This is a genomic window from Paenibacillus marchantiophytorum, assembly GCF_014640555.1.
GTDB classification, from domain to species: domain Bacteria; phylum Bacillota; class Bacilli; order Paenibacillales; family NBRC-103111; genus Paenibacillus_E; species Paenibacillus_E marchantiophytorum.
This window is the reverse complement of record NZ_BMHE01000071.1, coordinates 1-26,445: the sequence shown is the minus strand read 5'-3', so window position 1 is coordinate 26,445 and position 26,445 is coordinate 1. Positions and strand designations below refer to the sequence as shown.

Below are 26,445 nucleotides of genomic sequence, written 5' to 3'. Positions count from 1 at the left end.
AACATGTCTGTAACTCGACCTTAGGGGTTTTTTTGTGTTTTGTCCAGATAAATACATCATTTAATTACATATTTAGGAATATATTCTAACGAAATATTCATGTTAGGTTTTTTGCAAAGCTTCTGTCTTATTTGCGCGAAAAGCGCTGAATTTCCCACAACACAGCAAAATAGTGGACTGTAGTTCTCTCAACCACGCGATAATGCCACTTTTTGCAAGAATAGCGTACTGTAGTTCCCTCCCTCTGCGCGAGGCAGCTGGATTAACTCCACGTTCACTCCAAGACATATAAATTCTAATATTTCTAGAGAAAGCCTCTCATGCCACAACTGTGGCTTGGAGGCTTTTTGTTCATTTCTGAATGAATTGTGTTCATTACTCTCATTTTTCAGGAAGCGAATCCCTCTTATACTTAACACAAAGGTGTTACTGACATGAAAGGCGGTTTTCCAATGAAAGCTGAGACGAAAGTTTCTCCGCAAAATCTTCCCTTGCACAAATCGAAAAAAACATTCAGCTTGAGAGGGCGCTGGGAGTCGCCAATTGCCGGGTATTTATTCATATCTCCGTGGCTGCTAGGATTCCTATTGTTAACCTTGTGGCCTATGATTCAATCGATGTATTATTCTTTCACCAAATATACGTTATTAGATGCTCCTGAGTGGATTGGTCTGCGCAATTATGAGCGAATTTTTGCAGATGATGAATTATTTCGCCAATCGCTGAAGATCACGATTCTCTTCGTGGTGCTGTCCGTGCCAATTAAACTTTTTAGCGCTCTGATGGTCGCGATCGTGCTCAATAAAAAGGTGAAAGGAATCTCGATTTATCGAACATTCATCTATTTGCCTTCCTTAATTGGCAGCAGTATTGCGGTAGCTATTCTTTGGCAAAATATATTTGGCATCGACGGTTTTATCAATCGGTTCATTGGCCTGTTCGGCATTCAGGGTGTCAGTTGGATCAGCAATCCCAATACAGCCCTGGGAACATTGATTATTCTTGTTGCTTGGCAATTCGGTTCTTCCATGGTTATTTTCCTAGCTGGTTTAAAACAAATTCCCGCCGAACTTTACGAGGCATCTTCCGTGGATGGGGCTTCGAAGATTAGACAGTTTTTCACGATTACCTTGCCCATGCTGTCACCCGTGCTGCTATTTAATCTGGTGCTGCAAACCATCGGGTCCTTCCAAATGTTCACCCAAGCCTTCATCATTACGAAGGGCGGGCCCATCAACTCAACGTATATGTACGCTTTATACCTCTATGATCGCGCTTTTTCCAGATACGAAATGGGATATGCTTCCGCCTTGGCGTGGATCCTTCTCGTCGTGATCGGGATCGTGACGGCGATCATTTTCGCCTCATCCCGTTACTGGGTATTCTACGAGACAGAAGGAGCGAAAGGGAAATGAAAACGATGCTGCCACGAACGTTACGAACCCATATCTTATTAGCTGTATTCAGCTTAATTATGATTTATCCGATGCTCTGGTGGTTCGGAGCCGCTTTCAAATCCAATGCGGAGATGAGCTCTCCAGCGCTGTTTCCTGCGGAGTGGTTATGGAGCAATTTCAGCCAAGGCTGGGTTGCCATTCCTAAGTTTACCTTCACTCATTTCTATATCAATACGTTCGAATTGATTGGCGGCGTTCTGATTACGTCCATACTCTCCTGCAGTTTGGTCGCGTTCGGCTTCGCCCGCTTGGATTTTCCGCTGAAAAATTTCTGGTTTTCAATTCTGATGGTTACCCTGATGCTGCCAAGTCAAGTGACGCTGGTTCCTCAGTACATCATGTTCAACACGTGGGGATGGGTCAATACGTATCTGCCCTTCTATGTGCCGCATGCTTTGGCAGGCGGCATCGGCGGCCCGTTCTTCATTTTCCTGCTGGTCCAGTTCATTCGCGGCCTTCCGCGGGAGCTCGATGAATCCGCCAAGATTGACGGCTGCAGCTGGTTCGGCATCTACTGGCGTATCGTGCTCCCTCTGACGAAACCCGCGCTAGTCACCGTCGGTATTTATTGCTTTCTGTGGAATTGGGATGACTTCTTCGGTCACCTGCTGTATATCAACTCCGTCAGCAAATATACGGTAGGATTAGCTCTGAAACTGTTCGTCGACAGCCAATCCGCCTTGCCTTGGGGACAGCTCCTGGCGATGTCGCTCGTCTCGATCATCCCTTCTCTGATAATCTTTTTTATGGCTCAGCGGCATTTTGTCGATGGCATTGCCTCCGGTGCAGTGAAAGGATAGAATAATAGCAGTACAAAAAAGGTTGCGCTACCTGCAGCCTTTTTTCCACTTTATCGTAGCATTAGGGGAGGATTGGCTGTGTTTACCATGTTCAAACGCGTCCGCGTCGGCCGCTTATTCTTCGGCAGCTTCGCCGTCTTCATTGCTGTGCTGCTGCTTATTTCCTCCTGGATCAGTTACAGCTTAACTTCACGGGAGTTAGCCGCGAATACCGCCAATTATCAGCAGGACTTATTAAATGAATTGAATAAGCGATTAGTCACGCAGTTGAACTCGATTGAACAAATGTCGCTGGCCGCATTCAGAAATATTGACACCATTGGTTTTGATCCGATGGACACCGACTTATTTGAGCGAAATCGCCGCAGGAAAGATTTGAGCGATCTACTGGCCAACATTACCTACAGCACAACGATGATTCAATCCATTCATTTATATACGGAACAGCCGTTTATGACGGATACTCAAGGACCCGTTCGCATCTATGATTTGCGCCAAGTCAAGGATGAGGCTTGGTATCCAGATATCCAAAATAATGATTTCGCCTGGATAGAAGAACGTACAATTCAAGCTAACAGGGGATCTATTCCGGTCATTGGCTTTGCAAGAAAGTTATACAATAACTCTGGCATCTACTACGGGCTGCTCCTGCTCAATGTGAAATCATCCGAAATCCAGGATTTGATACGCGGGGAGACCAAAGGGCGCAGCCGGCTCCTATTCGATGCCAGCGGCCGCAAAATCGCAGCAATCGGCAATCCCAATTTGCAGGAGAGCGAACTGGAGAAAATCAAGCTCATCAAGGAGAAATCGGGGAGTCTTCATTTAACCGCTAAACAGCAAAGCGAATCCTTGCTTGTATGGAGCAAATCACCTTCCAACTGGACATTGGTTGAGGTCACTCCATGGAAAAGCATTATTAACGGCAGTATTCGTTTAGCGTTGATTCTACTGACTGTAGGACTTTCAGCGATATTTATCGCCTCCTTCGTCACTTTCTTCATATCCAGACAGTTTACCAATCCAATTAAATTGCTTGTGGCTTACATGGGCAAGCTGCCGGATCGCGGCTTAGTATCCGATCTGCCTATGGACTACACCAATGAATTCGGTAATTTATTCAATGGCTACCGCAAACAAATGGAACGAATCGATGAATTGCTTCAATCGTTGAAGGATCAGCATAAGCGGCAGCGAGATGCCGAAATTCAAGCGCTGCAAGCCATGATTAATCCGCATTTTCTATACAACACGCTGGATCAGTTGAACTGGCTTGCAATCGATTCCGGTCAAGAGAAAATCAGCAAAATTCTGTCCCTGATGGGGAAAATGTTTCGCATCGGCCTATCCAACGGGGAAACACTGATTCCTCTTGCCGATGAGATGACACATATGGACTGTTATTTGCAAATTCAACAAATCCGTTGGGGAGAACGTTTGACCTTCACCATCTCCATGGATGAGACGGCCAAAGATCTCTATATTCCCAGACTAACCCTGCAGCCCTTTATCGAAAATGCGATTATTCACGGTTTCCACGGCAGGAAAACAGGAGAAATCCGCGTGAGCGTGCAGCTCATTCATTCCGATATTGAATTCTTGATTTGGGATAATGGCGTCGGATTGCACCCCGATTGGCATCAACCGAAAGCAAGGAAAACCGGCGGTTACGGGCTGCGCAATGTGCGAGAGCGCATTGCCGCTTATTTCGGCCACCCTTACGGGGTCCATATTACTAGTGCAGAGGGTCAAGGTACCGAGGTGAAGATTCTCCTGCCGCAAATCCATCACAAAGACGAAGTCGAGGAGCGCTATCATGTGGAAAATACTCATTATTGATGACGACTTTCAAGTGCTGGAAGGGATGCGAAAGGCCATCCCTTGGGATGCCATAGACGCGGAATACGCGGGTGAGGCTAGCGATGGCGCCGAAGGGCTGATGATGATCCAGCAAACCCAACCGGATATCGTCATTACCGATATTTATATGCCGGTTATGAATGGCCTGGAGATGATCGAGAAGCTCCGGGAAACCAACTTCCCCGGTGAATTGATTATTCTAAGCGGGTACACAGATTTCGAATATGCCCGGCAAGCCTTGCGGCTGCAAGTGAGCGATTATTTATCGAAGCCCGTCACCGTAGAAGAGCTTAGGATTGTGCTCACTAGAGTTATCAAGGAGTTGGAAGCGAAGGAATTCATCAAGATGGAACAAGAAGAAGTGAAGAAAAGGCTGCTGCTGCACGAGCCCTTCAGCCAGCAAGAATGGCTGAAATCCGTCATCACAGGCACCTTCGCCTCCCAGAGCCTTCCGCCTGCAGATATGGCTTACTGGCTCGATAGAAGCCACCTGGTCATAGGCATCGAGCTGTTAAGCACAGTTCGCACAGCCAACCTGTCACTCATCGACTGGCATCTATTTCGCTTTGCGTTAGCCAATATTATTAGGGAAATCCTGACCGAGGATTGGCCGGAGTCGGACTTCATTGAACTTCATAGCCACCATGCCGCCATTATGTTCCATATCGAGCCAACACTGTCCTCAGATGAGGCGCGTCAGAGGATCACAGCGGTTGGTGAGCGCATTACGCATTGTGTTCGCACCTATCTGCAGTTGACCCTCCGGCTTGGAATGGGGCAAATGAAGGCATCCTGGCAGCAAATATCTGATTCTACGGAGGAAGCCTTTCTCGATCTCTTGCAGATGAGCAACACGCTGCCGCCGAGCAAACTGTCTTCTACGTCAACTGACCTTGCTATTCGACCTATTAAGTTCTATCAGGAGCTCGCAGAAGCCATTGTTTATTCCAAAGAAGAAACGGCAGCGCAAATTGTAGAAGCCTACATCCTTCAATTACAGAGTATGCCGACGATAACGCCTGCCTATTTGCAATATTTATGCACCGAGTTGTGGACCATCTTTGCCTACTCTTTATACAGCGTCGGAACCGTGCTCGATGAATTGTTTCCTGACATGAATCTCCAGTTGGAGCTGAATCAAATCCTAACACCAACGCACTTGCAGCAATGGCTCGGCAATAAAATCCATATCATTGCCACCAGTCGGCATTGGCATGAGAATTCCAAGCATAAAGAAATCGTTGATTTCATGACACAGTATGCGCACACGCACTATGCCGAGGAGATTAATTTGGAGGACATGTCCAAACAGCTTTATTTGTCCCGGAACTATTTGAATCAAATTTTCAAAAAAGCAACCGGTGAAACCTTCACCAACTATGTCATTCAGGTACGCATGAAAAAGGCGCAAGCTCTTCTGGCCGAAGGCAAATATTTAATTTATGAGATTTCGGAAAAAGTAGGCTATAAGAACGTCCCCTATTTCAGCTCTATTTTCAAAAAATATGCCGGCGTCAGTCCAAGCGAAATCGCGAAAAGCGGATTGTAGTCTCGCACCCTGTTCGTTGTCCGACAATTGTGATCAAAAGTGATAGAAGTGTGTTCATTACCCTCCTGTTTCTTCCTGACCGTTGTTCCTATAATTAAATTGTGAAGATACTTAGGTAGCGAAAGGGGATTTCCAATGAAAGTGCAGATGAGAAAATGGAGCATGCTTGGCGTGACTGCCATGATAGCGCTGTCCCTAAGCGCGTGTGGTTCCGGAAATACAACAAGTACGAGCAGCAGTCCCGCTGCAACAACGGCTAATAAGCCAACAGCTGCCCCAGCAAGCTCCCAACCTGTTAAGCTGCGTATTGTATGGTGGGGCTCGCAAGCACGGCATGACGCTACGCTCAAAGCTCTGGATGCGTATACAAAGAAACATCCGAATGTGACTTTTGAACCTGAGTTTTCGGGGTTTGACGGATACGCGGACAAACTAGCGACTCAAGCAGCGGCGAAGAATGCTCCTGATATTATCCAAATGGATCCCGCATGGCTTGCCGAGTACGCAGGAAGAAACCAACTGGCTGACCTATCCAAAGGCATTCGCACCGAAGATATCGACAAATCACTCGTGGATTCCGGCAAATTCAAAGAGAAGCTCTACGCAATCCCACTGGGCAACAATGCAACAGGTATGATTTATAACAAGAACGCTGTAGATAAACTGGGCATCACCCCTCCCAAAAACGCTTGGACCTGGGATGAGTACTTCCAATTCGGCAAAGACGCGAAAGCCAAGCTGGACAAAGATAAATACGTTCTGATGGATGCGACATCCGATTATACGACATATAGCGCTTATCAGATTAGCCAAGGCAAAGACTACCCTATCACGATAGACGGCAAATTTAATATTGATAAAGATACGTATTTAAGCTTCGTCAAAAAGTATACAGAGCTTCGCACGGCCGGCGTTGTGCCGCCAGCAGAGATTGCCACCACGGATAAAGATTCCGACGCGAAACTGGATTTAATGAACAATGACAGCGTATTGATGAAGCGCAGCTTCGCGGCTCTATACCCTGGGTATGAAGGGGTTAAGCCCGGCGCTTACTCCTTCGTTACTCAACCTAAGGGCAAGCAGGCCAGCGGTTGGCTGAAACCCTCCATGTTCTGGTCTGTGAGCGCAGATTCCAAGAATGCGGAAGAATCCAAGAAATTCATCGATTGGTTCGTCAATGAAAGCGAAGCGGCCGATATTCTGACCACAACAAGAGGCGTTCCTGTATCCAAGAAAATGCTTGATTACTTAACACCTAAACTTACCGCCGCGGATAAACTGCAAATTGAACTGATCAAGAATGTCGCTCCTGACGCCCAACCTTTCAATGCTGGAGCGAAAGGCTGGAGCAACTACACAGCGAAGGACTTCAAGAATATCGGCGAAAAAGTGATGTTCGGCAAAATAACGCCAGATGCTGCTTATGACGAACTCGTCAAAAAAGCAAAAGATTATCAATAATACAGAGATGGATGGAGAGCCCCTAGGGGCTCTTCTTCTTCGTGTCTGAACGCAAAAAAGAACGACTCTCAACGTGAGTTAAGAGCCGTTCTTCGAGAATGCTATTTGTGCAAGCTGGAGCTTACAGTTTTACAACGTTCTCAGCTTGTGGTCCGCGGTTGCCTTGAACTACGTTGAACTCAACGCGTTGGCCTTCGTCCAAAGATTTGAAACCTTCGCCAGTGATTGCGGAGAAATGTACGAATACATCGTTGCCGCCTTCAACTTCGATAAATCCAAATCCTTTTTCTGCGTTAAACCATTTAACTGTTCCTACTGCCATGGGTAATACCTCCAAAGTTTTATTAACATGTCTTTTTTCTTGTTTCGAACAAAAAAATTACACATTGGAAAAGGTTTCATTTACTTAAATGATAACCCTTTGCAATACGCAATTCAGGTTTTACCTTTAAGACTATTAATACTGTACCACACAAATTTATGTAATGCAATTATCCCTCAGAGGGATTTATTGCTAAGGATAAGAGTTCCTCTCTATCCTGGATTTTCAAAGCTATAGCTAGAGCAATTACGACATCTTTCGACGGCTCGATTCGACCGTTTTCGATGGCATTGAGAATTGAGTAGCTGACCCCTGCTTTCTCTCCAAGCTTGCGAATCGTGAGATTTTGCTGCTGTCTCAACTCTTTTAACTTCTCATGAAATTTCACCCTGCGCCTCCTTCTCCTATTTTTCTTGCTGCCTGCGAATTTCAGCACTAATTTTGTCGAAAGGGTCCTGCCATTCCGGCGGTTTGATGGTTTTGCCAAATTCGTTCTTATGGACTAGTCCATCCGACCACACTTTGGACATATTGGCATGATGCACAATATCAAAAATCGGTCCAGGCTCCACACCCATCTCAACCAAGGTCCCGAGAACAAAATATAATTCGTCGATCATCGCATCGACTTCGTCTTCCAGCGTGGCTGCTTCCTGATATTCGTTCAACTCTTCTTGCATCCAAGCTAAACGGGCAGCTTTGCGGCTTGCGGATAAACGCTGCGGCACGTTCCCTACCGGGTGCTCGAAAGTTTCGTGAAATTTTTTAATATCTTCAAATGCTTTCTTTAGTGTCATGGTGAGCATTCGGCTCCTTCGCGATGGTTTTCTTTTATATACCATTAAAAAGCGGTAGAGGTCAACAGGAAAAGCCCCCTCGTACGAATACGTAAGGGGCTTCTCAATTCTATCTGGGTGCCTCAGTTTCAGAGACGGCGGCCGGTAATAAAGCGGTCTTTCCAGTAGCCGGTGTTCATATCCCGAATCACGACACCCGAACTCGTCGTGTTGCTGATGAACTTTCCGTTTCCAATATAAATCCCGACATGGTTAATCTGACCGGGTTTACTTACGCTGAACATGACGAGATCGCCGCTGCGCAGGCTTGACTTGCTTTTGACCGCGGTGCCTACCTGAGCTTGGGCCTTGGAGCCCCACGGGATCGTAATGCCGTTCTTGCTGAAGACCAGTTGGGTAAAAGCAGAACAGTCCAAGATTAGACGCTGGGTATCTCTGACGCCAAAGCCATAGCGAACCTTGCCGATATACGACTCAGCCGTATTAATCAGGCTATTCGCCTTGCTTGTGCTTATTGCCGTAGCAGCAGCGGTTGTATCGGCGGTTGCAGCCTGAGCGGCATGCGGATTCAGGAGCATGGTTCCCGAAGTTAATAAGGATAGACTTAGGCTAATCCCCACTAACGATTTGCTAAGGCGGTTCTTCTTCATTGCTTGCATGATTGGATGTCCTCCTTCATGGATCGTGTGTGATGGCCGGGGGTATCCCCTGCAACTACCATATCACACCTCAACCACCCTGAATTTACCAGAGAATGAAGAAAGACGCGTCACGCCTGACGTTGGCTGCCAATCTTAAAGTTTCATGAGAATTTCCTGTGCGTCAATCCCTTGACAGCTCAGACCGTCTGTGTGTGCTCTTGACGATAGTCAGAGGGCGTTACGCCATACTTCTTGCGGAAAACCTGCGAGAAGTGCCGCATGTCTTGATAGCCGATGCGTTCGGCGACGTCAGCCAGCTTCAGCTTGGGATTCAAGAGCAGCTGTTTGGCCTGCTCCAGACGCAGGTGGGTCACATATTCCTTGAAGCCCTGACCGGTCTTTTGTTTAAAAAGCTGGCTGAAATAGACCGGATTCAGATAGACGATGGAAGCGACCTTCTCCAGCGATAGGTCGGCATGATAGTGCGTGCGCATGTACTGCAGCGCGACTTCTATGGAGCGATCGCTGCCGCTCGCATGATGCTCGTAAACCTGCGTTGTCGAAGCCTGACGCATGCGCTGCACTTCTGCAGGAACGGCTTGAACCTGTTCGATCCGTTCGGTGTTCATGATTTGAAAGGGAACCTTCAAATACTTCACGAGATGGCTGCGCAGCTCATCGACCAGCAGCGTCACGCTCGTGCCTTCAGGAAGCGTCACAAGGCCGAGCAGGCTCTTCCCATCGTGCACGGTGACGAAGCCCTTGCCGTAGCGCTCGATAAGCTCCTGGAGGACGTTCTCGATAATGAAATTCTCGAGGAAGACAGGCTTATCAGTTTCCATTTTCACCATAATAAGATGGAAATATGGATGCTGCTCCATGAACGGCCCCATATCAATACGGCCGGTATCCAAGCCCTGCGCGAATCGCTGGAAGACGGCTTCTTGCAAATATTTGCGATTCGCCTTCAGCAGCTCGGCATCCTCGATCAGCTCAGTTTCGTGCGCGATTTCCTCACTGAGCTTGCGAATCATTTCGCTGAGCACTTCTTTGCCAATAGGCTTCAGCAAATAATCCTTGGCCCCAAGCCGCACAGCCTCTTGGGCATAGGAAAACTCCGAGTACGCGGAGATGACCACCCATTTCACATGCGGGTGACGGCTGCGCGACATATTCATGAGCTCAAGCCCGGTCATTCCCGGCATGAGAATGTCGGTGAGCACAATATGGATGCGGTGGCTGCGCAGCAAGACAATCGCCTGCTCCGCATTCGCGGCAAGATGGATATTATGCTCCGGAAAGCGATTCTGAAGCGTACGCTGAATGCCCTCACGAATGACTGTTTCATCATCTACGATGAGAATGTCCATGGTTACACACCTTTCCGGGGGAGCGGCATCGCAATCGTAACGGTCGTGCCCTCCCCTTGCTTACTATGAATACGGAGTCCGTAGATTTCTCCGAACATTAGAACGATACGTCTGTGGACATTGGTAAGCCCAATGCCCCGTCTGGTTTTCACATCGGTGCCCGGTGTCGCCTGTTCCAATTGCAGAGCAGCCATTTTCTGCCCATCATTCTCGGTTGATTCCGCAGCCAGCATCGCTTGCATCCCCTGCAGCGTACTCTCTTCGATGCCAACACCGTTATCGGCAATGATAATGCGCAGCTCATACTCGCAGATTTCCGTTGAGACCCGAAGAATTCCCGGTCGATCGAGCGGCTCAAGCCCATATTTGACGGCGTTCTCGATGATCGGCTGCAGCGTCATCTTCGGGAGCACGACATCCAGACATTCCGGATCAATGTGCAGCTCCGTGCTCACTCTGCCCTCAAGCCGATTCTCAATAATCGTCATGTAGTGCCGCATCTGGTCGAGCTCCTGCCTCAGCGTCGTCTTAGACGCCTCCTGCCAGTCACTGCTGTACCGGAACATGTGGGACAGGGCTAGGATTACCCTCCCCAATCGATCGTTCTCACGCTCATCCAGCATCCAGTAGATCATATCCAAGGTATTGTAGAGGAAATGCGGATTGACCTGCGACTGCAGCGCTTGCAGCTCGGCATTCTTCTCACTCATGGAAGACAGCGTAATGCGCTCGATGAGCTCATCCATCCGATTCACCATGCGATTGAACGAGGAAACTAGAGAATTGATTTCCTCGAACGATTTGACCGTCACGGAGCCCTTGAAATTCCCCATCTCCACTTGCTTCATCTCCCGAATGAGCAGCTTGAGCGGTGAAGCAATATTCCGGGACACAATGCTCGCCAGCACGGTTGAAAGCAGAATGAGTACAAGAATGACGACGTATAGATACTCCCGTGTTTTCACGACCTCAGCATTGATGTCGCTTTTGGGCGTCAAGCCGAAGACCGTCCAATCCGACATCTTCGCTTTCGCGGCGACAATGAGCTGACCCGTCCTGTCGTCCACGATGATCTCACTGGCTTGCGGACGCGGCAGTCCGTCGAATGACGGCATACTCACCTTCTCGCTTGCCGTCGAGGCAATCATCCGGTCTTCCCGGTCCACTATGTAGACCTGGCTGTTCGGGCTGATCGTAACGTTGGAAAGCGCCGCCAGAATCGGCTGCGGGTTCGTTTCTATGAGCATAACCCCAATCATCCGGTGGTCCGATAAATCGTAAAGCTTGCGGCCGAAGACGAACAGCGTATCCTTTTGAAACCGGTTAATGACAGAACCTTTATAGAGACCCAGCCACACCATTTCTCCCGAAGAATCCATCAGCTTCTGATACCACTCCGAAGTGGCATAATCCGTATCAATGACACTGTCAAACCCGCGTTCATAGTTATAGTTTTTACCTGCATTGGTCACCACATGTATCCCCACGATGTCATCGCGGGAGTAATAAATAGCGCCAATAATATTCGTAATCGTTCGCTCATTAATAATGCTGACGGTCTCATCCCTGCTCGAATCCCGCTCCTGAATGAGCCTGAGCATCTCGTAGTTGCTGTTAAGGGACTTGGTAATGCTGTCATACCCTTGCAGCAGCAAATCAAATAAACCCACCGTTTGGGAAATATTTTTCTCTGCCAAATCACTGATTTTACTATGGATAATGTCCGTTGTTTTCTTGTAATAGACCACGCTCACCAAGAGTACGAGAACTAACATACAGGAGATAAAAAGCAGAAATAGCCGGTTATGAATGGAATGCAGTCCCCGTGTCACTGGATGATCGTTCCCCTTTCCGTCAGTAGCTACTGGCTATTTTACCAAGACCGTCTCCGAAATAGCAAAAAAGAGAGGGGTGAAGTTAACCCTTCACCGCTCCCGCTACCATACCTTTTGTAATTTTATCAGCTAATAAGAAATAAATAATGATGACCGGCAATGCGCCCAGAACGAGGAATGCGCCAATGGCTCCGTAGTTGACGGAATACTGACTCACGAAGCTGTTGACCCCGAATGGCAGCGTCTTGAGCCGCTCGGAGGAGATAAACGTCGCCGCGAGAATGTACTCATTCCATATATTAATGAAGGTTAAAATACAGACCGTCATCATCGGCGGTATCGATATCGGCAGAATGATGCTCCAGAAGATCCGGAAAACCCCCGCGCCATCCATGACAGCGGACTCCTCAATTTCAGCCGGAATGGATTTCATGAATCCACTTAGGATGAACACCGCTATCGGCGTTTGGAAAGCGATATAAGGCAGAATGATCGAGAGATGCGTGTTCAGCGCGTGCAGGTTTTTGAAAATAATCATAAGCGGCAGCAGCGTCGCTTGCAGCGGCACCATCATCCCGATCAGGAAGATCACCATGACCAGTTGGCCGTATTTCCATTTGAACCGCGCAATCGCGAAGGAGGCCAAGGAGCCCAGCAGAATCACACAGGCCATCGTCACTGATGTGACAAACAAACTGTTTTTCAAGTATTGAAAGTAATGTCCCGCATCGATAGCAGCAGAGAAGTTGCTCCACTGCAGAGCGTGCGGCAGGGCAAAAAATTTGCCCGACAAAATTTCCTCATTCGTTTTCAACGAATAGATAAAGAGCCAAAGCAGTGGATAAACTTGCGTAACCACGAGCAGTGAAAGAAATCCGACGACGATAATTTTGACGAAAGAGAGGCGTTTGCGTCTCCGAATTGTTGCAGGTTTAGCCGCAGCTATCTCCCTTGCCGTTTGCATGGCGACACTCCCCTCCTCATGAAAATCTTTTCTCTAGTTTGTTGAAAATCGTATTGATAATAACCGTTGCTATTAGGCACAAACCAACCAAGAAGGCGGCAATCGCGCTTCCGTAGCCATATTTCATGGACAGGAATGACATGTTGTACATATGCGTCGAAATCACATCCGTTGCATGCGCCGGGCCGCCTGCAGTCATGACCATGACCATGTCAAATGCTTGCAGGGAGCCGATGAAGGCGAGGACGATCGATATTTTGAAAATCGGAATATTCATAGGGAAGGTAATGTGCCAGTCGGCTTTAAGCCCCTCTGCACCGTCAATCCGGGCTGCTTCATAGATATCAGCAGGGATGTTCTGAATGCCGGTAAACTGGATCAAGGTATGATAACCAAGGTACTGCCACAGAGCCACAAAGTAGAGCGAGTACATCGCAATTTTGGGTTCTGTCAACCACGAATGGGTCCAGCTGTGCAAGTTCAGCATGTCTAATACTTGATTCAGCATGCCCCCCATAGCGGCAGGGTTGTAGATCGTTTTCCACAATTGACCGATGATAACAACGGATAAAATAACCGGTAAAAAGTAACTCGAAACGAGAAAATTCGGTTTTTTGATAAAACGATTAAGCAGCATCGCCACGCCCAAAGCGATCGGAATTTCAGCCATGGAAAACACGGCAAACATCAAAGTACGGCGAACAGACGGCCAGAACACGGGGTCTGCGAAAAGCAAGGTGTGGAAATTTTTGAACCCGACGAACGTCGATTCACCAATCCCATTCCAATCCAGTAGTCCGCTGTAAAGCGATACGAGAATCGGGACAAAAACGAGACTGACATAAATAATCAAACACGGCAGTACAAACATGGCAATCGTCCACTTGGAGACTCTTAACACATTCACTAGGCTCGCCTCCTTCATGGCATATACCAATCGGAATTCACCCTCAGCACACTCGCGGCGCTCAGGATAAATTCCGATTTGGCTGCTAATTCATCTTATTTTTTGTTCGTGTCGTAGGCTGTTTGGTGTTCTTTCCCTACTTCAGCAGGATCTTTCTTCTGTACGAAGAGGTTTTGGATGCTAGTTAAATGACCTTGCGATGTTCCTGGGTTCATCGTGTTGTCGAAAGCCAGGTCGCCGCCTTTTACTTGTTTGAACAAGCCAAGCACTTCCATCGCCATATCGGAGTAACCAGCTGCTTTGAAGTCGCCGTCTACTTTTTGTGCGATACCTACCGCGCCTTTAACGGCGAAAGCTTCTTTAGGGAAGTTCAGCATGAAGAAGTTCAAGAAATCTTTGGTTTCTTTCAAATGCTTGCTGTTTGCAGAGATCGCGAACGCGCTGCCTGGTGCCAACATGAACTCATCTGGGTTACCTTTGCCTTTAACTGTTGGGAATTTGAATACGCCCACTTTACCGTTAACGGAGGAAGTTTCGATACCGCCAGTTGCCCAGCTGCCCATGAAGTACATAGCTGCTTTACCTGTTTTGAACAAGTTTTCACCTGCATTGTAGTCAAAAGATGTTGCTCCTTCTTGGAAAGCGCCAGCTTGAATCAAATCTTCAAAGCTGCTGACGGCGTCTGTGAAAGCTGGATCTGCGAAAGTCTTCTTGCCATCAACAACCGCTTGCAGGAATCCAGGTCCGCCGTTCGTGCGAAGCAAGACGTTCATGAATAAGAAGGAACCAGTCCAGGAATCTTTTTCACCGATGGCCATTGGCTGAATGCCTTTGCCTTTCAGTGTTTTGACAGCTGCAACCATTTCTTCGAATGTTTTCGGTACTTCAACGCCAGCTTGTTTGAACAAGTCTTTGTTGTAGTAAACAAGTCCGATGTTGTTGCCGTCTGGAAGCGCGTAGATGTTCTTGTCGAACGTGTACCAGTCAAGGATACCTTCTTGGAACGTAGCTTTCAGGCCGTTTTGCTCAACCATATCGTTCAGCGGAGCGAAAAGTTTGGCATCAACGAAAGGCTTCATTTGCGCCGCTGGATTCACGATTGTGATATCCGGAACTTCTTTGGATGCCGCTTGTGTTTTCAATTTCAGCTTTTGTTGATCCGTGTTCAAGGAATCAAGCTCGATTTTGATGTTCGGGTTTTTCGTTTGGTAGTCGTTGACGATTTTCTTCAACATCCCGTTTTTCGGGTCCGTTGGATCTGGATATATGTTTTGGAACGTGATGGTGATGTTCTCTTTTTTCTCTGTTGTGCTGGTCGTAGCCGCCGGTGTTGCTGCTGCTTTGGCAGATGGTGTTGCTGTGCTCGTGCTTGTACCGCTGCCTGAACCACATGCTGTTAAGCTGATTGCCAGTAAGCTTGCGCCGATAACTTGAAGACCTTTATATTTTTTTACCAATGTGAATCCCCCTCGTTTGTTTGGTGATCTTGATGTCCTTATTATTGCGCGAAAATGGGAGTGCTTACAATGTGGGAACTATAGGTATGATGTTTACTTTTTATAGGTATCTGGGAAGTGACGCATAGGCCAAGGAGGTAGTTTCCAGCAAATCCGTGGGCGGCGGATGGCAGCAGCTTGCTTAGGGGCACGGGGTATTGAATGCGGCGGTGTGGCGATAACTCTCCTCTATCCTTTGTTCTAGCGAACTGTATGATGCTTATTAATGAGAAATTGGCTTCTCCAGAAATATAACGAACTCCAGCAGCGTTATGGCGCCTATTACGGCCGACATCGCGTACTTTTGTTTAAAATAACGCTTCTGGAGTTCATAAAATTTCAAAACTTGTCCATTTTGACCGAATAAGGGTTGAGAAGTTCGTAAGGATCAGCAACTGAACAAGAAGCAAAACAAAAAGACTCCCCCGCACAAGGAGCGGAAGGAGCCACTACTACAAATTTAGTAAGCCTTAGGTACCTCAACTTTATTCGTGATGCCGTCTTCCGTGAAGTAGATATGCGTGTCGAAGCCCTGGTCATCCATGAAATAGGACACGTATTTCGGCTCGCCGTGCTTGATCGGCACGAGGAGCGTCGCGATCCGGTGGCCGCGCGTCGGCTTCGTGGTTGCCTTCAGGTGCCAGTGCTGCGGCAAGCCCTCGATCTCGGCTGGGTCGACGTCCACGAAGCCTTGATGCTGCGTCAGCTCCAGCTCACCGGAGGAGCAGTAAACGAAGCGACCGTCCATGTCCGCTTTGCGGCCTTGGACTTTGAAGTTCTGTCCGTTCAGCTTCATCTCGTACAGGGTCTGGAACAGCCAATCGACGGAGCCTGCCTGCGACAGGTCGATATGATCGACAACCACGACATACGTGCCAAAGAAGTACAATTCGCGCACATAGCGCTCTAAATATGGCACGTTCTCTACATAAGCCGCCGTGGCGTTGCTGCGGGAATATCCGTAGCCCTTGCGCTGCTCGGCCACTTCGACGAAGCCGCTGGCAGCCATGTTCAGCACTTTATTTTTCTCGGCGTATTGACCGTGTCCGTCAATCAAAATATTGTTCGTCGAACGCGTCTGCCGACGCCAATTCATATGCATCGTGCTGTTGAACGCCACGTAATAGCCGCTTTCGATAGCGAGCGGTTCGCCGTAGGCGTGCAGCAGGAAGCCGTTTTGGTCGCCATGGCTATGGCTGACGGAGCCGTATTTGCTGCTTTTGGTCAGCAGCATGATATGACGCTCCGGATCGGCCATTTGCGAATGGAAGGCGACCCAGCCGATGTCGCGGAACCATTTGACCGACTCGATATTGGCGTCAGTTGGCTCTATCGCCTCCACCTGCGGATAATCGTGACGGTAGACCAGCTCGTCAAAACGGAAATCCCACCAGCCATAATTGTAGAATTTCATCTCGCAATCGGTATCCGTCTCGCGCACCCGCTCGAAATACCATTGATACAACCCATTCCCGGTAACGCCAGCAAATTGACGAATGTTGAAGCCCGTCTTCAAGCTCACCGGATCGCCAAGCGTAGATTGATCCCCGAAGCTGGCGCGGAGAGTGTCCGGGCTGAACGTATACAGCGGGAAATCGCCGGTTTTCGCAAAGAATGGTCTCTGATAAAAATTAATGCCCGTATATTTCTTCAGCAAATTCATCGCTTCCGTGACAAAGGCCATCCCGGTCGTCCAATACATCGGACCTTCCGCCCAGCCGCCATCCGGTCCGCCCCACGGCGAATATAAGCACGCATAGTATTCAAGGGTGTAGTCGAGCCACTCGCGGACTTCCGGCTCCTCCTCCAGCAAGACAATGCAGCTGGGTACCAGAACGCTCGATAGAGAGCGCACCGCATGGCTGTCAAAGGGCACATGATGAATCTTCGAATGTTCGATTACGTGCTGAGCGATTTGACGCGTACGCGCAAGCAAAACACGACGCACAAGCGCGCGCTCATCCTCAGATAACTCCGCATAAAGCCAGTCGTACCCCCACGCAATAGCACCCGTCATTCGGAAAGAGGCTTCATCATTGTAGTCACGGCTGGTCGTGCCATCCACATTCCATGAGATGGCATGGAGCAGCCAAGTTTTGGCCCGATCCAAGAGGACAGCATCTTCCGTTAAAATACCCGCCACTGCAAGGTGACGAATCGCATAAAGCACTTCTTGCGTATCCATGTACATTTGACGCCAAAGCTTGGCAACTCGTTTGTTGCCAGGGTAAGGCAGCGGCTCAGCAATCAGCTCCCGATCGATCCAAGGACGAACTGACTTTTCATAAAAAATATCAAATCCGCAATAACTCGGATCTACCGCTAATTGACGACGAAAATCTTCGATTTCCGCAGTTTGCAGCCATAATCTAGGATGCTGTACGGTTGCTTCCGCATAGCGGCGGTTGCGGCTGGGCAGTGGAGTCTCCGGCAAATCTGCCGGGACCTCGAAACGTCGAACTTGGCTCCATGCCGTATGCGAATCCTGCTCTTGCAGCAAAGCATACCGCCAGAAATAGGTTCCCGGCTGCAGCGCTTCATCAGGCGTGTATAAGTTATAAGGAATCGGCTGAATAGTCTGCGTATCTTCCTGTGAGAAAGCAGTCGCTGACGAAATTTGCAGCACATAGCGATCCTGCTCCAATTGAGCAGGAATCCACGTAAAGCGAGGTGGGTTTTCCAGCAAAATCGTTTGCTCATTCGGTTCGTATTGTACAGTCAACACGCCGCTCTGCGGTTCGTATAAGGGCGACAATAAGGTCATATCCATTCTCCTCCCTGGTGATGATCTCTATGTGAAAAGCAATCCATCTTCACTTGTTAATTGTATACGTACAGGAATGCCTGAATGATCAGGAACCGTGACCACCAACTCATTGGCGGAATTTCTTGTTAACTCCGCACGGCTGCCTGCCCGGTAGATATGAATAAAGTCAGCGCGTCGATCCTGACGACGATGCAGCATAGCCGTAAGCGGCTTGCTCGGGTCGATTGCATCGCCCGGTGTTAGCACAGCTAGAAGCTCATCGCCCGGCTGGACAAGTGCCGTGTGAAACACGGTTGCTTGGGTTGCTTGAGCTGCCAGCGTGTAGGAGGCGTGAAACTGAGTATCATGAAGGTAATGACCTAGGATCTTGTCGCCTTGATCCCCCTCCCAAGCCTGCAATGAAGCATTCGTTTCAACAACAGGATGCATCCACCACTCAATGCTTCGGGGCTCTTCGCCAGAGAGCTCAACCTGATACCAATCGAGCAGCCAATCTTCCGTCAAAAGCAAATGCCGATTCAGCGTGCAGCCCTCGTAACCGTCCGTTGACTGCAACCACGCGTATACGGAGGACTCAGCCGTTTCATAACGGACACAGCGCCCTTCATGCGGCGCTTGGGAGAGGCCATCCAGCGACACGGTATTGTGGCTGGCGGTTTCGGCAAACCACGATTTGCGCATCGATGAGCCGTAAGGCACCATCCCCAAATCGGGCGTCAAGGTCTGCGCCTTGTGCATCAGCGTCAGATGCAGCTTGTCGTAGTGGCCGTGGGAACCGCCGTGCTCGCCGAAATCGGCGAGGAACGAAAGCGGGTTCCCCGCTGCACGGCCAAGCACGAAGCCGGAGTCCGGCCAGAGCCGCGCCGACCTTGGGCTAAGCGCAGCCGCCGCGCCATCGTCGGCTGCGCCGGAGCCGTAGAGCAGCGCTTCGAGCTGCTCCCCACCGGCAGCGCCCAGCTGCCGGTACGCTTCGCGCAGCACCGGCGCGAGGCCGGCGATGCCGTAGATCGCGAGCCCCTGCTCCGCGATCTCGGCGATCTCTCGCGCGTAGGGATCGCGTGCGAGCGGCCCGTCGTGCAGCGCGGGCAGAGCGCCTTGGTCGTCGGCCAGATCGGCCAAGACCTCGAGCATGCCGCGCATGGACTGCCCCTCTGCGCCGGTCGTGGCGTAGAGATCGATGCCGAACCGCTGCGCCATCTCCGCAGAGATCAAGTACGCCCGAAGCACGAAAACGTGATAGTACGTGCTTCCCTCGAACTCCATCTGATCGGGCTTCACGCCGATCGATAGATGATGCTTGAAGCCGCCTTGGCCTTCAATGAGCTCCTCCAGCGCCGCTTGCTCCCCGCGAGCGGCGTAAACGCAAGACAATGACGCGTTCAGCCAGGCGGTGTAGTTGTTCTCCGCATTGTTCCGCTCATGAATGAGGATGTGCCGGTATTCTTCCATGCTGCCCGCAAGCAGGTCTAAGAACGCGTCGATTGCCGCTTGCTCTGCCACCTCGAACCCAACCCCCTCATCGCGCAGCAATAAGTACGCGCGAATCAGCGTCGTGGACCAGATCGCTTCCGTCAGCGCCTGGTGAAAAGCGCGCCCCTTCAGCATCCAGCTTTGCGCCTCCGGATGCACGGGGTAGAGCGGGAACTGCTCGGCGTATTCCACGAGCAGTCTTTTGCTGAGCGACGCATAGGATACTTCGCCCAGCGCCGCATAAACAGCAGCAGCCTGCAAAGCCACGCGAGCCAAAGACTGGTGCTTGAACACGAGCCAGGCACCGTGATATTCCTCACCTTCAATGACGCAGCCATGCGGACAGTGAAATTCAGCCGCATCTACTTGCATTGAATCGAACGTCAGTTCAGTGTGGTGGCGTGGACAAACATACTGGTGCCACCATCCCCCAGGTTCTTTGGGAATCGAGAGGCTGCCTGCTTGCAGCAGCCCGTCGACTTCCTCTTTTAATCGTTGTGCTGTACGGCCTGCCCAAGTCAGTTTCTCCAGCTTTTCGCTTAGCCTCAGCGCCGTACTCATCGCATCATCATCCCGCCATTGATTTCGATCGTTTCACCCGTTACATAGGCAGCCAGGTCAGAAGCCAAGTAAAGCACTGCGCCTGCCACATCATCCGGTGTTCCTTCCCGCTGCAGCGGAATGCCGTTAATCGTAGCTTGACGAGCCGTATCCGTCGTAAATGTCGCATGGAACATTGTATTACCGATAAAACCAGGGGATACGTTGTTAACCGTAATTCCGCTGGCTGCTACTTCTTTCGCCAACCCTTTGGAGAAGGTCAACACCGCTGCTTTGCTTGCTGCATAAATGCTTGAACCCGGTCCGCCGCCATTGTGCGCTGCTACGGACGTCATGTTGATGATGCGGCCGCCGCCTTTGGCTTTCATGCCAGCAAGCACTCTTTTGGACATAAACACGGTGCTTTTCAAATTCACATCCATAATGCGGTCATACATCTCTTCGAACATCTCTGCATTCTGCACGCGCTGCACGAGGTGACCTGCATTGTTGACGAGAATATCAATCGTACCGCCAAGCGCCTGCTCCACTTCATTAACAAGTCGATCGATTTGCTCCAAGTTCGTCACATCTGCCTGCACTAACACAGCCTCGCCGCCTGCTGCTTGAATTTCCGCTACAACTTCCTGCCCCTGCGCAACGTTGTTCAAACAATTCACGCCAACTTTAGCTCCATTGCTGGCCAACGCCAATGCGATAGCGCGACCGATTCCTGCGTTAGACCCTGTTACCAGTGCAATCTTGCCAGTTAAATTGATGTTCATATGATTTCCTCCATTTGGTTGTGTAGTTTGTTGATGGTTGATGGTGTTGGTATTGGTATTGATGTTGGTGTTGATGTTGGTGTTGGTGTTGGTGTTGGTATTGGTATTGATGTTGGTGTTGATGTTGGTGTTTGTATTTGTCTTGGTCTTTGTCTTTGTCTTGGTATTAGTGTGATATTGATATTGGCATTGGTATGAGTGTGATCTTGATCTTGATGGTATTAGTAGTCCTGCTAGTTCCCATCCAGTGTTGAAATGAGATAAGAGCCTCCAGAGACTTCTATCTCACCTCTTCCAGCCAGTTTCGCCTAGATAAAAGCCTTCGAAGACTGCTATTCCCGCAAAATGAGGCTATTCGGCCAAGTTATATTCAAATAAGAGTCCTTAACAGCTTCTATTTCCGAATTTATCGCTTATTTGGTTCGTTTAAGAGCCTCCAGAGGCTCTTATTATTCAACCCGAAAGGACGCCCCCCTAGCGCCGACTCAGCCGCGAATGCGAGGCCGCGCCGTCTCCGGCATGGTCATCGTCAGGCGAGTGCCTCGGCCCCACTCGCTGTCCACAGAGAGACCAAAGGCTTCGCCGAACACCATTTGAATCCGGCGATGAACGTTCATCAGCCCGATGCCTCCGCGCTGCGAGCTGCCTTCCCCTTCGGTCTCCTCGGGTTCAGCCAAGCGATTCTGCTCCAGCTTCTGGCGCAGCTCAGCCAGTCGTTCCGGCTTCATGCCGATGCCATTATCTTCGACGAAAACTTGGAACAAGCCGCCTTCTTTGCGAGCATCGATGCGAATGATATGGTGCGTCTCCAAGCCGTCAGGGAAAGCATGCTGGAAAATGTTCTCGATCAGCGGCTGCAGCGTCAGCCGGACCATCTTCTCGAGCAGCAGACTAGGCGGGATCGCTACTTCAATCTCGAATTCTTTGCCTGTCCGGTGCTGCAAAACAATCATATAATTGCGCACATGATTCAATTCATTCGCGACGGTTATTTCTTCTAAGTTGGTCTGCACGGAATAGCGAAGCATGAAGGCCATCGCCTCCACCATCTCCGTAATTTCAGTGGAATCCTGCACAATTGCGTAGCAATTAATCGTTTCCAAGGTGTTATACAGGAAGTGCGGATTGATTTGCAATTGCAGCGACTGAAATTCAGCCCGCTGTCTCTCCAGTTTCGTTTCGCCTAGCTCCAGCGCATTTTTCTGCTGCTCAAGCTCGGCTTCATAGACACGCTCAATCATATCTGAAAGGCGCGTTACCATCAGGTTATAGCTGTGAATGAGTCCGCCAATCTCATCGGTCCGGCCAATCTCCTCAATGTACTGCCAGTTCCCCTTCTCCGTCTCCCGCATACTCTCTTTCAACCCCCGAATAGGGGCAATAATGGAGCGACCGAAGCGATAAGCGAGCCACAAGGCCACGATTAACGTCACCAAACCAACAATCAGCGTCGTTGTTCCGATCGTATCCGCAGGGCGGCGCAGTTCTTTTACAGGCATAGAAGCCACGAGATTCCAATCGGAGTATGCCGATTTCCGCGAAACGAACATACGTTCTTCCCCATTGTATTTATGAATGAACGTCTGATTCCCGCTAGCCAGAATCAAAGATGACAGCTCATCTTGGGGCTTGCGCTGCCCCATCGCCGGCGGATAAATGTAGTTCCCCGTATCGTCCACGATGAAGAAAAAGCCTTCCTTGCCCAAGCTGACACGGTCCCACGTTTTGGCCAGCTCCGCGAGCTTAATTTCAATAGCGGCAACACCGCGATTCTCATCTCCATAGGACGGTCCCCGCACCTTGCGAGCCATCGTGACAACGGATCCCTGGTCGACAGGGCGAATGCTCATATTGAGCAGCGCGATTTTGCCGTCACCCGCAATTTTCATCAGGTTATCGTATTGCTCCTGTACGAGCACCGGATCGAAGTTGAGCAGGTTCTGGTTCTCATAAATGACGGAACGTCCATGCTGACCAACGACATAAATCATGTTCAACTGTTTATACAAAGTAACGACGGACTGTACCGACGCTTCGGCAAATTTCTTGATTTTATCGGAGTACACATAATATTCATAAGCATCATCCGGCTTCATTTCCATAAAAGACCGTACATCGGAGTTGGACGAAACGGTGTTGCTCAGCAGCTCATATGCCTGCAAATAACTATCTGTCTGGTAGCTCGCGCTATCGATCATTTGCTCCATATATTGCTTCACTTGACCATCAAGCGCCTTAGACGATTGGATATAGGAGAAAGCGCCGACAGACAGCAGCGACAAGACAATTACAATAAGAAAATACGAGTAAATTTGACCTGAAAGCGTTCTCCTTCTCATGTACGGATGCCCATTTGTTGGCGGTATTCCGAAGGGAGGCAGCCTTCATACTTCTTGAATGTCTTCGTAAAATGGGGATGGTCGGCATACCCGACCTCTCCGGAAATATCCGTAATGCGCCACTGCGGCTGCTCCAGCAGCTTCTTCGCTTTCTCCATCCGCCTTCTGGTGCGGTACTGCACGAACGTCTCCTGTGTGCTTTGTTTGAACAATTGACTGAAATAAGAGGGATTCAGCCCGATGAAATCAGCCACTTCTTCTAACGAAACTTCCTCCGCGAGGTGGGTCTCGATGTACTGCTTGGCCTCCTCCACCGGGTCCTTCAACTTGCCCTTGCGCTTCGCGCGGAGTTCTTCCAGATGTCCATGAACGGCCGCCGTGAAGCGGCACCAAGCTTCCTGCTCATCGGCTGCGCCTGTCAGCTCCAGCTCGCCCTGCATGAGGTACACATCGCGTACATTCAGTCTTTGGTGTAACAGGGTATGAATCTCTTGCAAAATATCAATCACACGATTGAGCTTGAGTTTATACGCCTGCAACTCCTCCAGTATCTCGCTGATTAAGCCTTTCAATTCCGCTTCTTGCAGCATCCAGACGGCATGCTCCATGCGGCTTGCCCACTGTTCCAGCTTCGTGACCGCCACGAAGGTCTCTGAACTAACCTTGGTTTTGGTGCGGATCAGCTTCTCCAGCACGTTTTGGAAGCCTTTAATATTAACGGGCTTCAGCAAGTACTCTTTTACCCCATAGGAAACGCATTTCTGCGCATATTCGAAATCACCGAACCCTGAGATGACCACCACTTGGATATCTGCATCCATCTCGGCGACCCGTGCGCACAGCTCAAGTCCGTCCATTTTGGGCATGCGAATATCGGTGAACAGGAAGTCAGGTCGTTCCTCCCCAATCCGTTGCAGCGCGACTACGCCATTCTCAGCCGTACGCAGGCTTTCGATCGGCAGTTCCGATTGTTCCACGAGCTTTTGCAATCCTTTGCGTATCATCGGTTCGTCATCGACAATGAGTATGCGGTACATGAGGAGGTCTCCCTTCTTACCCTTATGAAATGCCCGCTCCCCACGTGCACGGCACGTGAGGAGACGGTCATGCCCAGTTGCTGAGCTTATTTACGCGGCATCGACACCGTCGTACCGGAATCTTTACTATTGAATTTCTCGGTGGCTTCCTTGATGACATCGTTGCCGCCTTTGGATTTCCACTCTTCCAATACTTTCGGCCAATCCGAAATCGGTTCTTTGCCATACACCATCTTAACCATGTGCTGCAAAATAACCGGAGGCGCTTGGTCGGAAAGCGGTGAAATATCCACGTTTTTCATTAATGAATCCAAACGAGGCTCGAAGCTGATGCCGTCGCGGCCTTCATTTTTCAGCGTTGTATCGTAGATGTTCATTAACTTCTTGCCTTCATCCGTCAAACTAAGTGTGCCTTTATTATAAGTCGTATCTTGCACCAGCCACAAGAAGGATTGACGGTAACGCTCTTCATCGACACCTGCGCTGTCTGTTGGGGCTTTGTACTCGATTTTGCCGTCAACTGTTTTGTAAGTGTCGCCTTCGATCCCGAACGTGAAGAATTTCTCCGCTTCATCCGACATCATCCAATCGAAGAACTTAATGATTTGTCCGGCATTTTTCACATTTTTATTGATGAAATAAGTCCGTGGCGCTGCGCCGTACAAGTAGTGACCGCCTTTGCCATCCGGTCCTGTTGGGGCAGGAATGATTTGGATAGCACCTGTTGGCACCGTTGTTTTCAGTTGTGTTTCCCATTGCAGCAATTCATTCGCGTTCATGGACCACATGCCTGCTTTGCCGGCAAGGATCGTGTTCTTGAACACGGTCGCGTTGATCGTTGCAAATTCTTTGTTGATCAAGCCTTCGTCAAACATCGTTTTGTACGTTTGCAGCGCTTTCGTCATATTCTCGGTGTCGAAGAATTTCGGCACAATTTGATCACCTTGCTTCTCGAACATCGACAAGTACGGGAACACATCATAAGCGCCGAAGAAGGAATCGGAATATTTGAAGTTCTCGCGACCCATGTACGGGTTCTCTACGCCCATTTCCTTAAACTTGCGGAGTACGTTCATGTACTCATCTACCGTTTTCGGAACGCCTAAGCCGGCTTTATCCAGCAAATCCTTGCGCACGAAGATCGCGCGGCGGGACGGGTTGGACAAGTACTCCGGAATCGCATAAATTTTACCTTGATACGTCACGCTATCCCAAGCTTCTTTCGGGACTTTTTTCAGCAAGTTCGGTCCATATTGTTTGAGCAAATCATCCAAAGGCATGAATACGCCCGCTTTCACGGAGCCAGCCATTTCCTTGCCGTTCACACCGCCGCTGCCCTGAACAACATCCGGAATATCGTTCGTCGCGAACATTTGGATCATTTTTTGCTCATATTCTTTGTGCGGAACCAGCACGATATTCATATCGGAATGCGTGATCTCTTCGACCTTCTTCACCCATTTATCTTGATTAATATCAGGTGATTTCTCGACATGTCCGAAAGCCAGGGTACGCAGAGAGATGGAGAATTTCGTTTTCTCAGCAGGCTTCGTGCTGGCGGCACCAGCAGTTCCCCCCGCAGCGCTAGATGCATTCGGTTGTTCAGAAGATTTGGAAGTACAGGCAACCAGCATACTGCCCAACAAGACAGCTGCCATCGTGGTCGGAATCCATTTTTTCATGTATGCCCCTCTTTTCTTTTCGCAAATTGATAGACATCTTTCACACCTTCATTGTAAAAGCGTTTACAAAATGCTGATATGGAATTCCTTTAGTTCGATTTGTCTTTTTTTTAGAATAATGTAAAAATTGGAGAGTTTATGCAGATATCAAGCAGCTTCTATACAAGTTTCGTCGACGTTATAGGTATATCCTACCCTTGTGAAACGCTTTCAACAATGGAATGCCTTATCACTTGCTTGTGTTTTTTTTCTACGACAGCACAATTAACTAGCAGGTATTTCCAATCTTTTGTCGAAGGTGTAGAGGTCAGAATTTATTCTAGGAGATGACCTTCATGCTTGAGAAAAATAGATTGGGTGCTGCAC

21 protein-coding genes are annotated in these 26,445 nt (G+C 49.3%); 6 read left to right on the top strand and 15 right to left on the bottom strand.

Features of this window, described 5'->3' with window-relative positions:
* Window positions 1–452 precede the first annotated feature (452 nt).
* The 5 genes from IEY34_RS33670 to IEY34_RS33650 all read left to right on the top strand — a co-directional run bounded on the left by IEY34_RS33670 (window position 453) and on the right by IEY34_RS33650 (window position 7,127).
* Complete coding sequence (locus tag IEY34_RS33670; protein WP_189020294.1) at window positions 453–1,415, top strand: carbohydrate ABC transporter permease; 963 nt, start codon at window positions 453–455, stop codon at window positions 1,413–1,415.
* Entirely contained in the window at window positions 1,412–2,257 is an 846-nt protein-coding gene (locus IEY34_RS33665) for a carbohydrate ABC transporter permease (protein ID WP_189020292.1), read from the top strand. The genes IEY34_RS33670 and IEY34_RS33665 overlap by 4 nt, the downstream gene beginning before the upstream one ends.
* An 87-nt stretch (window positions 2,258–2,344) precedes the next feature.
* On the top strand, window positions 2,345–4,096 hold the full coding sequence (locus tag IEY34_RS33660) for a cache domain-containing sensor histidine kinase (RefSeq protein ID WP_229757975.1): 1,752 nt from the start codon (window positions 2,345–2,347) through the stop codon (window positions 4,094–4,096).
* The gene (locus IEY34_RS33655) at window positions 4,074–5,666 is read left to right on the top strand and encodes a response regulator transcription factor (RefSeq protein WP_189020289.1); all 1,593 of its coding nucleotides are present in this window, start codon (window positions 4,074–4,076) and stop codon (window positions 5,664–5,666) included. The genes IEY34_RS33660 and IEY34_RS33655 overlap by 23 nt, the downstream gene beginning before the upstream one ends.
* Before the next feature lie 135 nt (window positions 5,667–5,801).
* Window positions 5,802–7,127 carry an ABC transporter substrate-binding protein gene (locus tag IEY34_RS33650; protein WP_229757974.1) on the top strand — a complete coding sequence of 442 codons (1,326 nt, stop codon included), beginning with the start codon at window positions 5,802–5,804 and terminating at the stop codon, window positions 7,125–7,127.
* Window positions 7,128–7,248: 121 nt separating this feature from the next.
* Here IEY34_RS33650 and IEY34_RS33645 read toward each other — a convergent pair whose 3' ends face one another.
* The 12 genes from IEY34_RS33645 to IEY34_RS33590 all read right to left on the bottom strand — a co-directional run bounded on the left by IEY34_RS33645 (window position 7,249) and on the right by IEY34_RS33590 (window position 21,021).
* Window positions 7,249–7,449, bottom strand: a complete 201-nt coding sequence (locus IEY34_RS33645) for a cold-shock protein (protein ID WP_028555213.1) — start codon at window positions 7,447–7,449, stop codon at window positions 7,249–7,251.
* 169 nt (window positions 7,450–7,618) lie between these two features.
* Window positions 7,619–7,837: a helix-turn-helix domain-containing protein gene (locus IEY34_RS33640; protein ID WP_189020287.1), complete on the bottom strand. Its 219-nt coding sequence runs from the start codon at window positions 7,835–7,837 to the stop codon at window positions 7,619–7,621.
* Between the two features lie 16 nt (window positions 7,838–7,853).
* Window positions 7,854–8,246 (bottom strand): pyrophosphohydrolase domain-containing protein, encoded by a 393-nt coding sequence (locus IEY34_RS33635; protein WP_189020285.1) that lies wholly within the window; start codon window positions 8,244–8,246, stop codon window positions 7,854–7,856.
* Window positions 8,247–8,374: 128 nt separating this feature from the next.
* A complete protein-coding gene (locus IEY34_RS33630; RefSeq protein WP_189020284.1) occupies window positions 8,375–8,905 on the bottom strand; it encodes a C40 family peptidase in 531 nt (176 codons plus the stop codon).
* A gap of 179 nt (window positions 8,906–9,084) precedes the next feature.
* Window positions 9,085–10,257: a response regulator gene (locus tag IEY34_RS33625; RefSeq protein WP_189020282.1), complete on the bottom strand. Its 1,173-nt coding sequence runs from the start codon at window positions 10,255–10,257 to the stop codon at window positions 9,085–9,087.
* 2 nt (window positions 10,258–10,259) lie between these two features.
* A complete protein-coding gene (locus tag IEY34_RS33620; RefSeq protein ID WP_373291382.1) occupies window positions 10,260–12,089 on the bottom strand; it encodes a sensor histidine kinase in 1,830 nt (609 codons plus the stop codon).
* Between the two features lie 85 nt (window positions 12,090–12,174).
* Window positions 12,175–13,056: a carbohydrate ABC transporter permease gene (locus IEY34_RS33615; RefSeq protein ID WP_189020280.1), complete on the bottom strand. Its 882-nt coding sequence runs from the start codon at window positions 13,054–13,056 to the stop codon at window positions 12,175–12,177.
* Between the two features lie 16 nt (window positions 13,057–13,072).
* The gene (locus tag IEY34_RS33610; protein ID WP_189020278.1) at window positions 13,073–13,963 is read right to left on the bottom strand and encodes a carbohydrate ABC transporter permease; all 891 of its coding nucleotides are present in this window, start codon (window positions 13,961–13,963) and stop codon (window positions 13,073–13,075) included.
* A gap of 95 nt (window positions 13,964–14,058) precedes the next feature.
* Window positions 14,059–15,420 (bottom strand): extracellular solute-binding protein, encoded by a 1,362-nt coding sequence (locus IEY34_RS33605; RefSeq protein ID WP_189020277.1) that lies wholly within the window; start codon window positions 15,418–15,420, stop codon window positions 14,059–14,061.
* A 499-nt stretch (window positions 15,421–15,919) separates the two neighbouring features.
* Window positions 15,920–18,223, bottom strand: coding sequence for a DUF4962 domain-containing protein (locus tag IEY34_RS33600; protein ID WP_189020275.1), 2,304 nt, complete (start codon window positions 18,221–18,223; stop codon window positions 15,920–15,922).
* Window positions 18,224–18,250: 27 nt separating this feature from the next.
* On the bottom strand, window positions 18,251–20,257 hold the full coding sequence (locus tag IEY34_RS33595; RefSeq protein ID WP_189020273.1) for a heparinase II/III domain-containing protein: 2,007 nt from the start codon (window positions 20,255–20,257) through the stop codon (window positions 18,251–18,253).
* A complete protein-coding gene (locus IEY34_RS33590; protein WP_079415478.1) occupies window positions 20,254–21,021 on the bottom strand; it encodes an SDR family NAD(P)-dependent oxidoreductase in 768 nt (255 codons plus the stop codon). The genes IEY34_RS33595 and IEY34_RS33590 overlap by 4 nt, the downstream gene beginning before the upstream one ends.
* Before the next feature lie 30 nt (window positions 21,022–21,051).
* Here IEY34_RS33590 and IEY34_RS33585 point away from each other — a divergent pair, with 30 nt between their 5' ends.
* Window positions 21,052–21,219, top strand: a complete 168-nt coding sequence (locus tag IEY34_RS33585; protein ID WP_229757973.1) for a hypothetical protein — start codon at window positions 21,052–21,054, stop codon at window positions 21,217–21,219.
* 287 nt (window positions 21,220–21,506) lie between these two features.
* Here IEY34_RS33585 and IEY34_RS33580 read toward each other — a convergent pair whose 3' ends face one another.
* The 3 genes from IEY34_RS33580 to IEY34_RS33570 form a co-directional block, all read right to left on the bottom strand.
* Window positions 21,507–23,360: a cache domain-containing sensor histidine kinase gene (locus IEY34_RS33580; protein ID WP_189020269.1), complete on the bottom strand. Its 1,854-nt coding sequence runs from the start codon at window positions 23,358–23,360 to the stop codon at window positions 21,507–21,509.
* The gene (locus IEY34_RS33575) at window positions 23,357–24,397 is read right to left on the bottom strand and encodes a response regulator transcription factor (protein WP_189020267.1); all 1,041 of its coding nucleotides are present in this window, start codon (window positions 24,395–24,397) and stop codon (window positions 23,357–23,359) included. Before IEY34_RS33575 ends, IEY34_RS33580 begins: the two co-directional genes overlap by 4 nt.
* Before the next feature lie 86 nt (window positions 24,398–24,483).
* Window positions 24,484–26,079, bottom strand: a complete 1,596-nt coding sequence (locus IEY34_RS33570; RefSeq protein WP_189020265.1) for an extracellular solute-binding protein — start codon at window positions 26,077–26,079, stop codon at window positions 24,484–24,486.
* Window positions 26,080–26,445 lie beyond the last annotated feature (366 nt).

What these genes read in the sequence shown, in the direction of transcription:
- IEY34_RS33670 (WP_189020294.1), top strand. Translation starts at nt 453, where the DNA reads ATGAAAGCTGAGACGAAAGTTTCTCCGCAAAATCTTCCCTTGCACAAA.
- IEY34_RS33665 (WP_189020292.1), top strand. Translation starts at nt 1,412, where the DNA reads ATGAAAACGATGCTGCCACGAACGTTACGAACCCATATCTTATTAGCT.
- IEY34_RS33660 (WP_229757975.1), top strand. Translation starts at nt 2,345, where the DNA reads ATGTTCAAACGCGTCCGCGTCGGCCGCTTATTCTTCGGCAGCTTCGCC.
- IEY34_RS33655 (WP_189020289.1), top strand. Translation starts at nt 4,074, where the DNA reads ATGTGGAAAATACTCATTATTGATGACGACTTTCAAGTGCTGGAAGGG.
- IEY34_RS33650 (WP_229757974.1), top strand. Translation starts at nt 5,802, where the DNA reads ATGAAAGTGCAGATGAGAAAATGGAGCATGCTTGGCGTGACTGCCATG.
- IEY34_RS33645 (WP_028555213.1), bottom strand. Translation starts at nt 7,449, where the DNA reads ATGGCAGTAGGAACAGTTAAATGGTTTAACGCAGAAAAAGGATTTGGA.
- IEY34_RS33635 (WP_189020285.1), bottom strand. Translation starts at nt 8,246, where the DNA reads ATGACACTAAAGAAAGCATTTGAAGATATTAAAAAATTTCACGAAACT.
- IEY34_RS33630 (WP_189020284.1), bottom strand. Translation starts at nt 8,905, where the DNA reads ATGCAAGCAATGAAGAAGAACCGCCTTAGCAAATCGTTAGTGGGGATT.
- IEY34_RS33625 (WP_189020282.1), bottom strand. Translation starts at nt 10,257, where the DNA reads ATGGACATTCTCATCGTAGATGATGAAACAGTCATTCGTGAGGGCATT.
- IEY34_RS33615 (WP_189020280.1), bottom strand. Translation starts at nt 13,056, where the DNA reads ATGCAAACGGCAAGGGAGATAGCTGCGGCTAAACCTGCAACAATTCGG.
- IEY34_RS33600 (WP_189020275.1), bottom strand. Translation starts at nt 18,223, where the DNA reads ATGACCTTATTGTCGCCCTTATACGAACCGCAGAGCGGCGTGTTGACT.
- IEY34_RS33595 (WP_189020273.1), bottom strand. Translation starts at nt 20,257, where the DNA reads ATGAGTACGGCGCTGAGGCTAAGCGAAAAGCTGGAGAAACTGACTTGG.
- IEY34_RS33590 (WP_079415478.1), bottom strand. Translation starts at nt 21,021, where the DNA reads ATGAACATCAATTTAACTGGCAAGATTGCACTGGTAACAGGGTCTAAC.
- IEY34_RS33580 (WP_189020269.1), bottom strand. Translation starts at nt 23,360, where the DNA reads ATGAGAAGGAGAACGCTTTCAGGTCAAATTTACTCGTATTTTCTTATT.
- IEY34_RS33575 (WP_189020267.1), bottom strand. Translation starts at nt 24,397, where the DNA reads ATGTACCGCATACTCATTGTCGATGACGAACCGATGATACGCAAAGGA.
- IEY34_RS33570 (WP_189020265.1), bottom strand. Translation starts at nt 26,079, where the DNA reads ATGAAAAAATGGATTCCGACCACGATGGCAGCTGTCTTGTTGGGCAGT.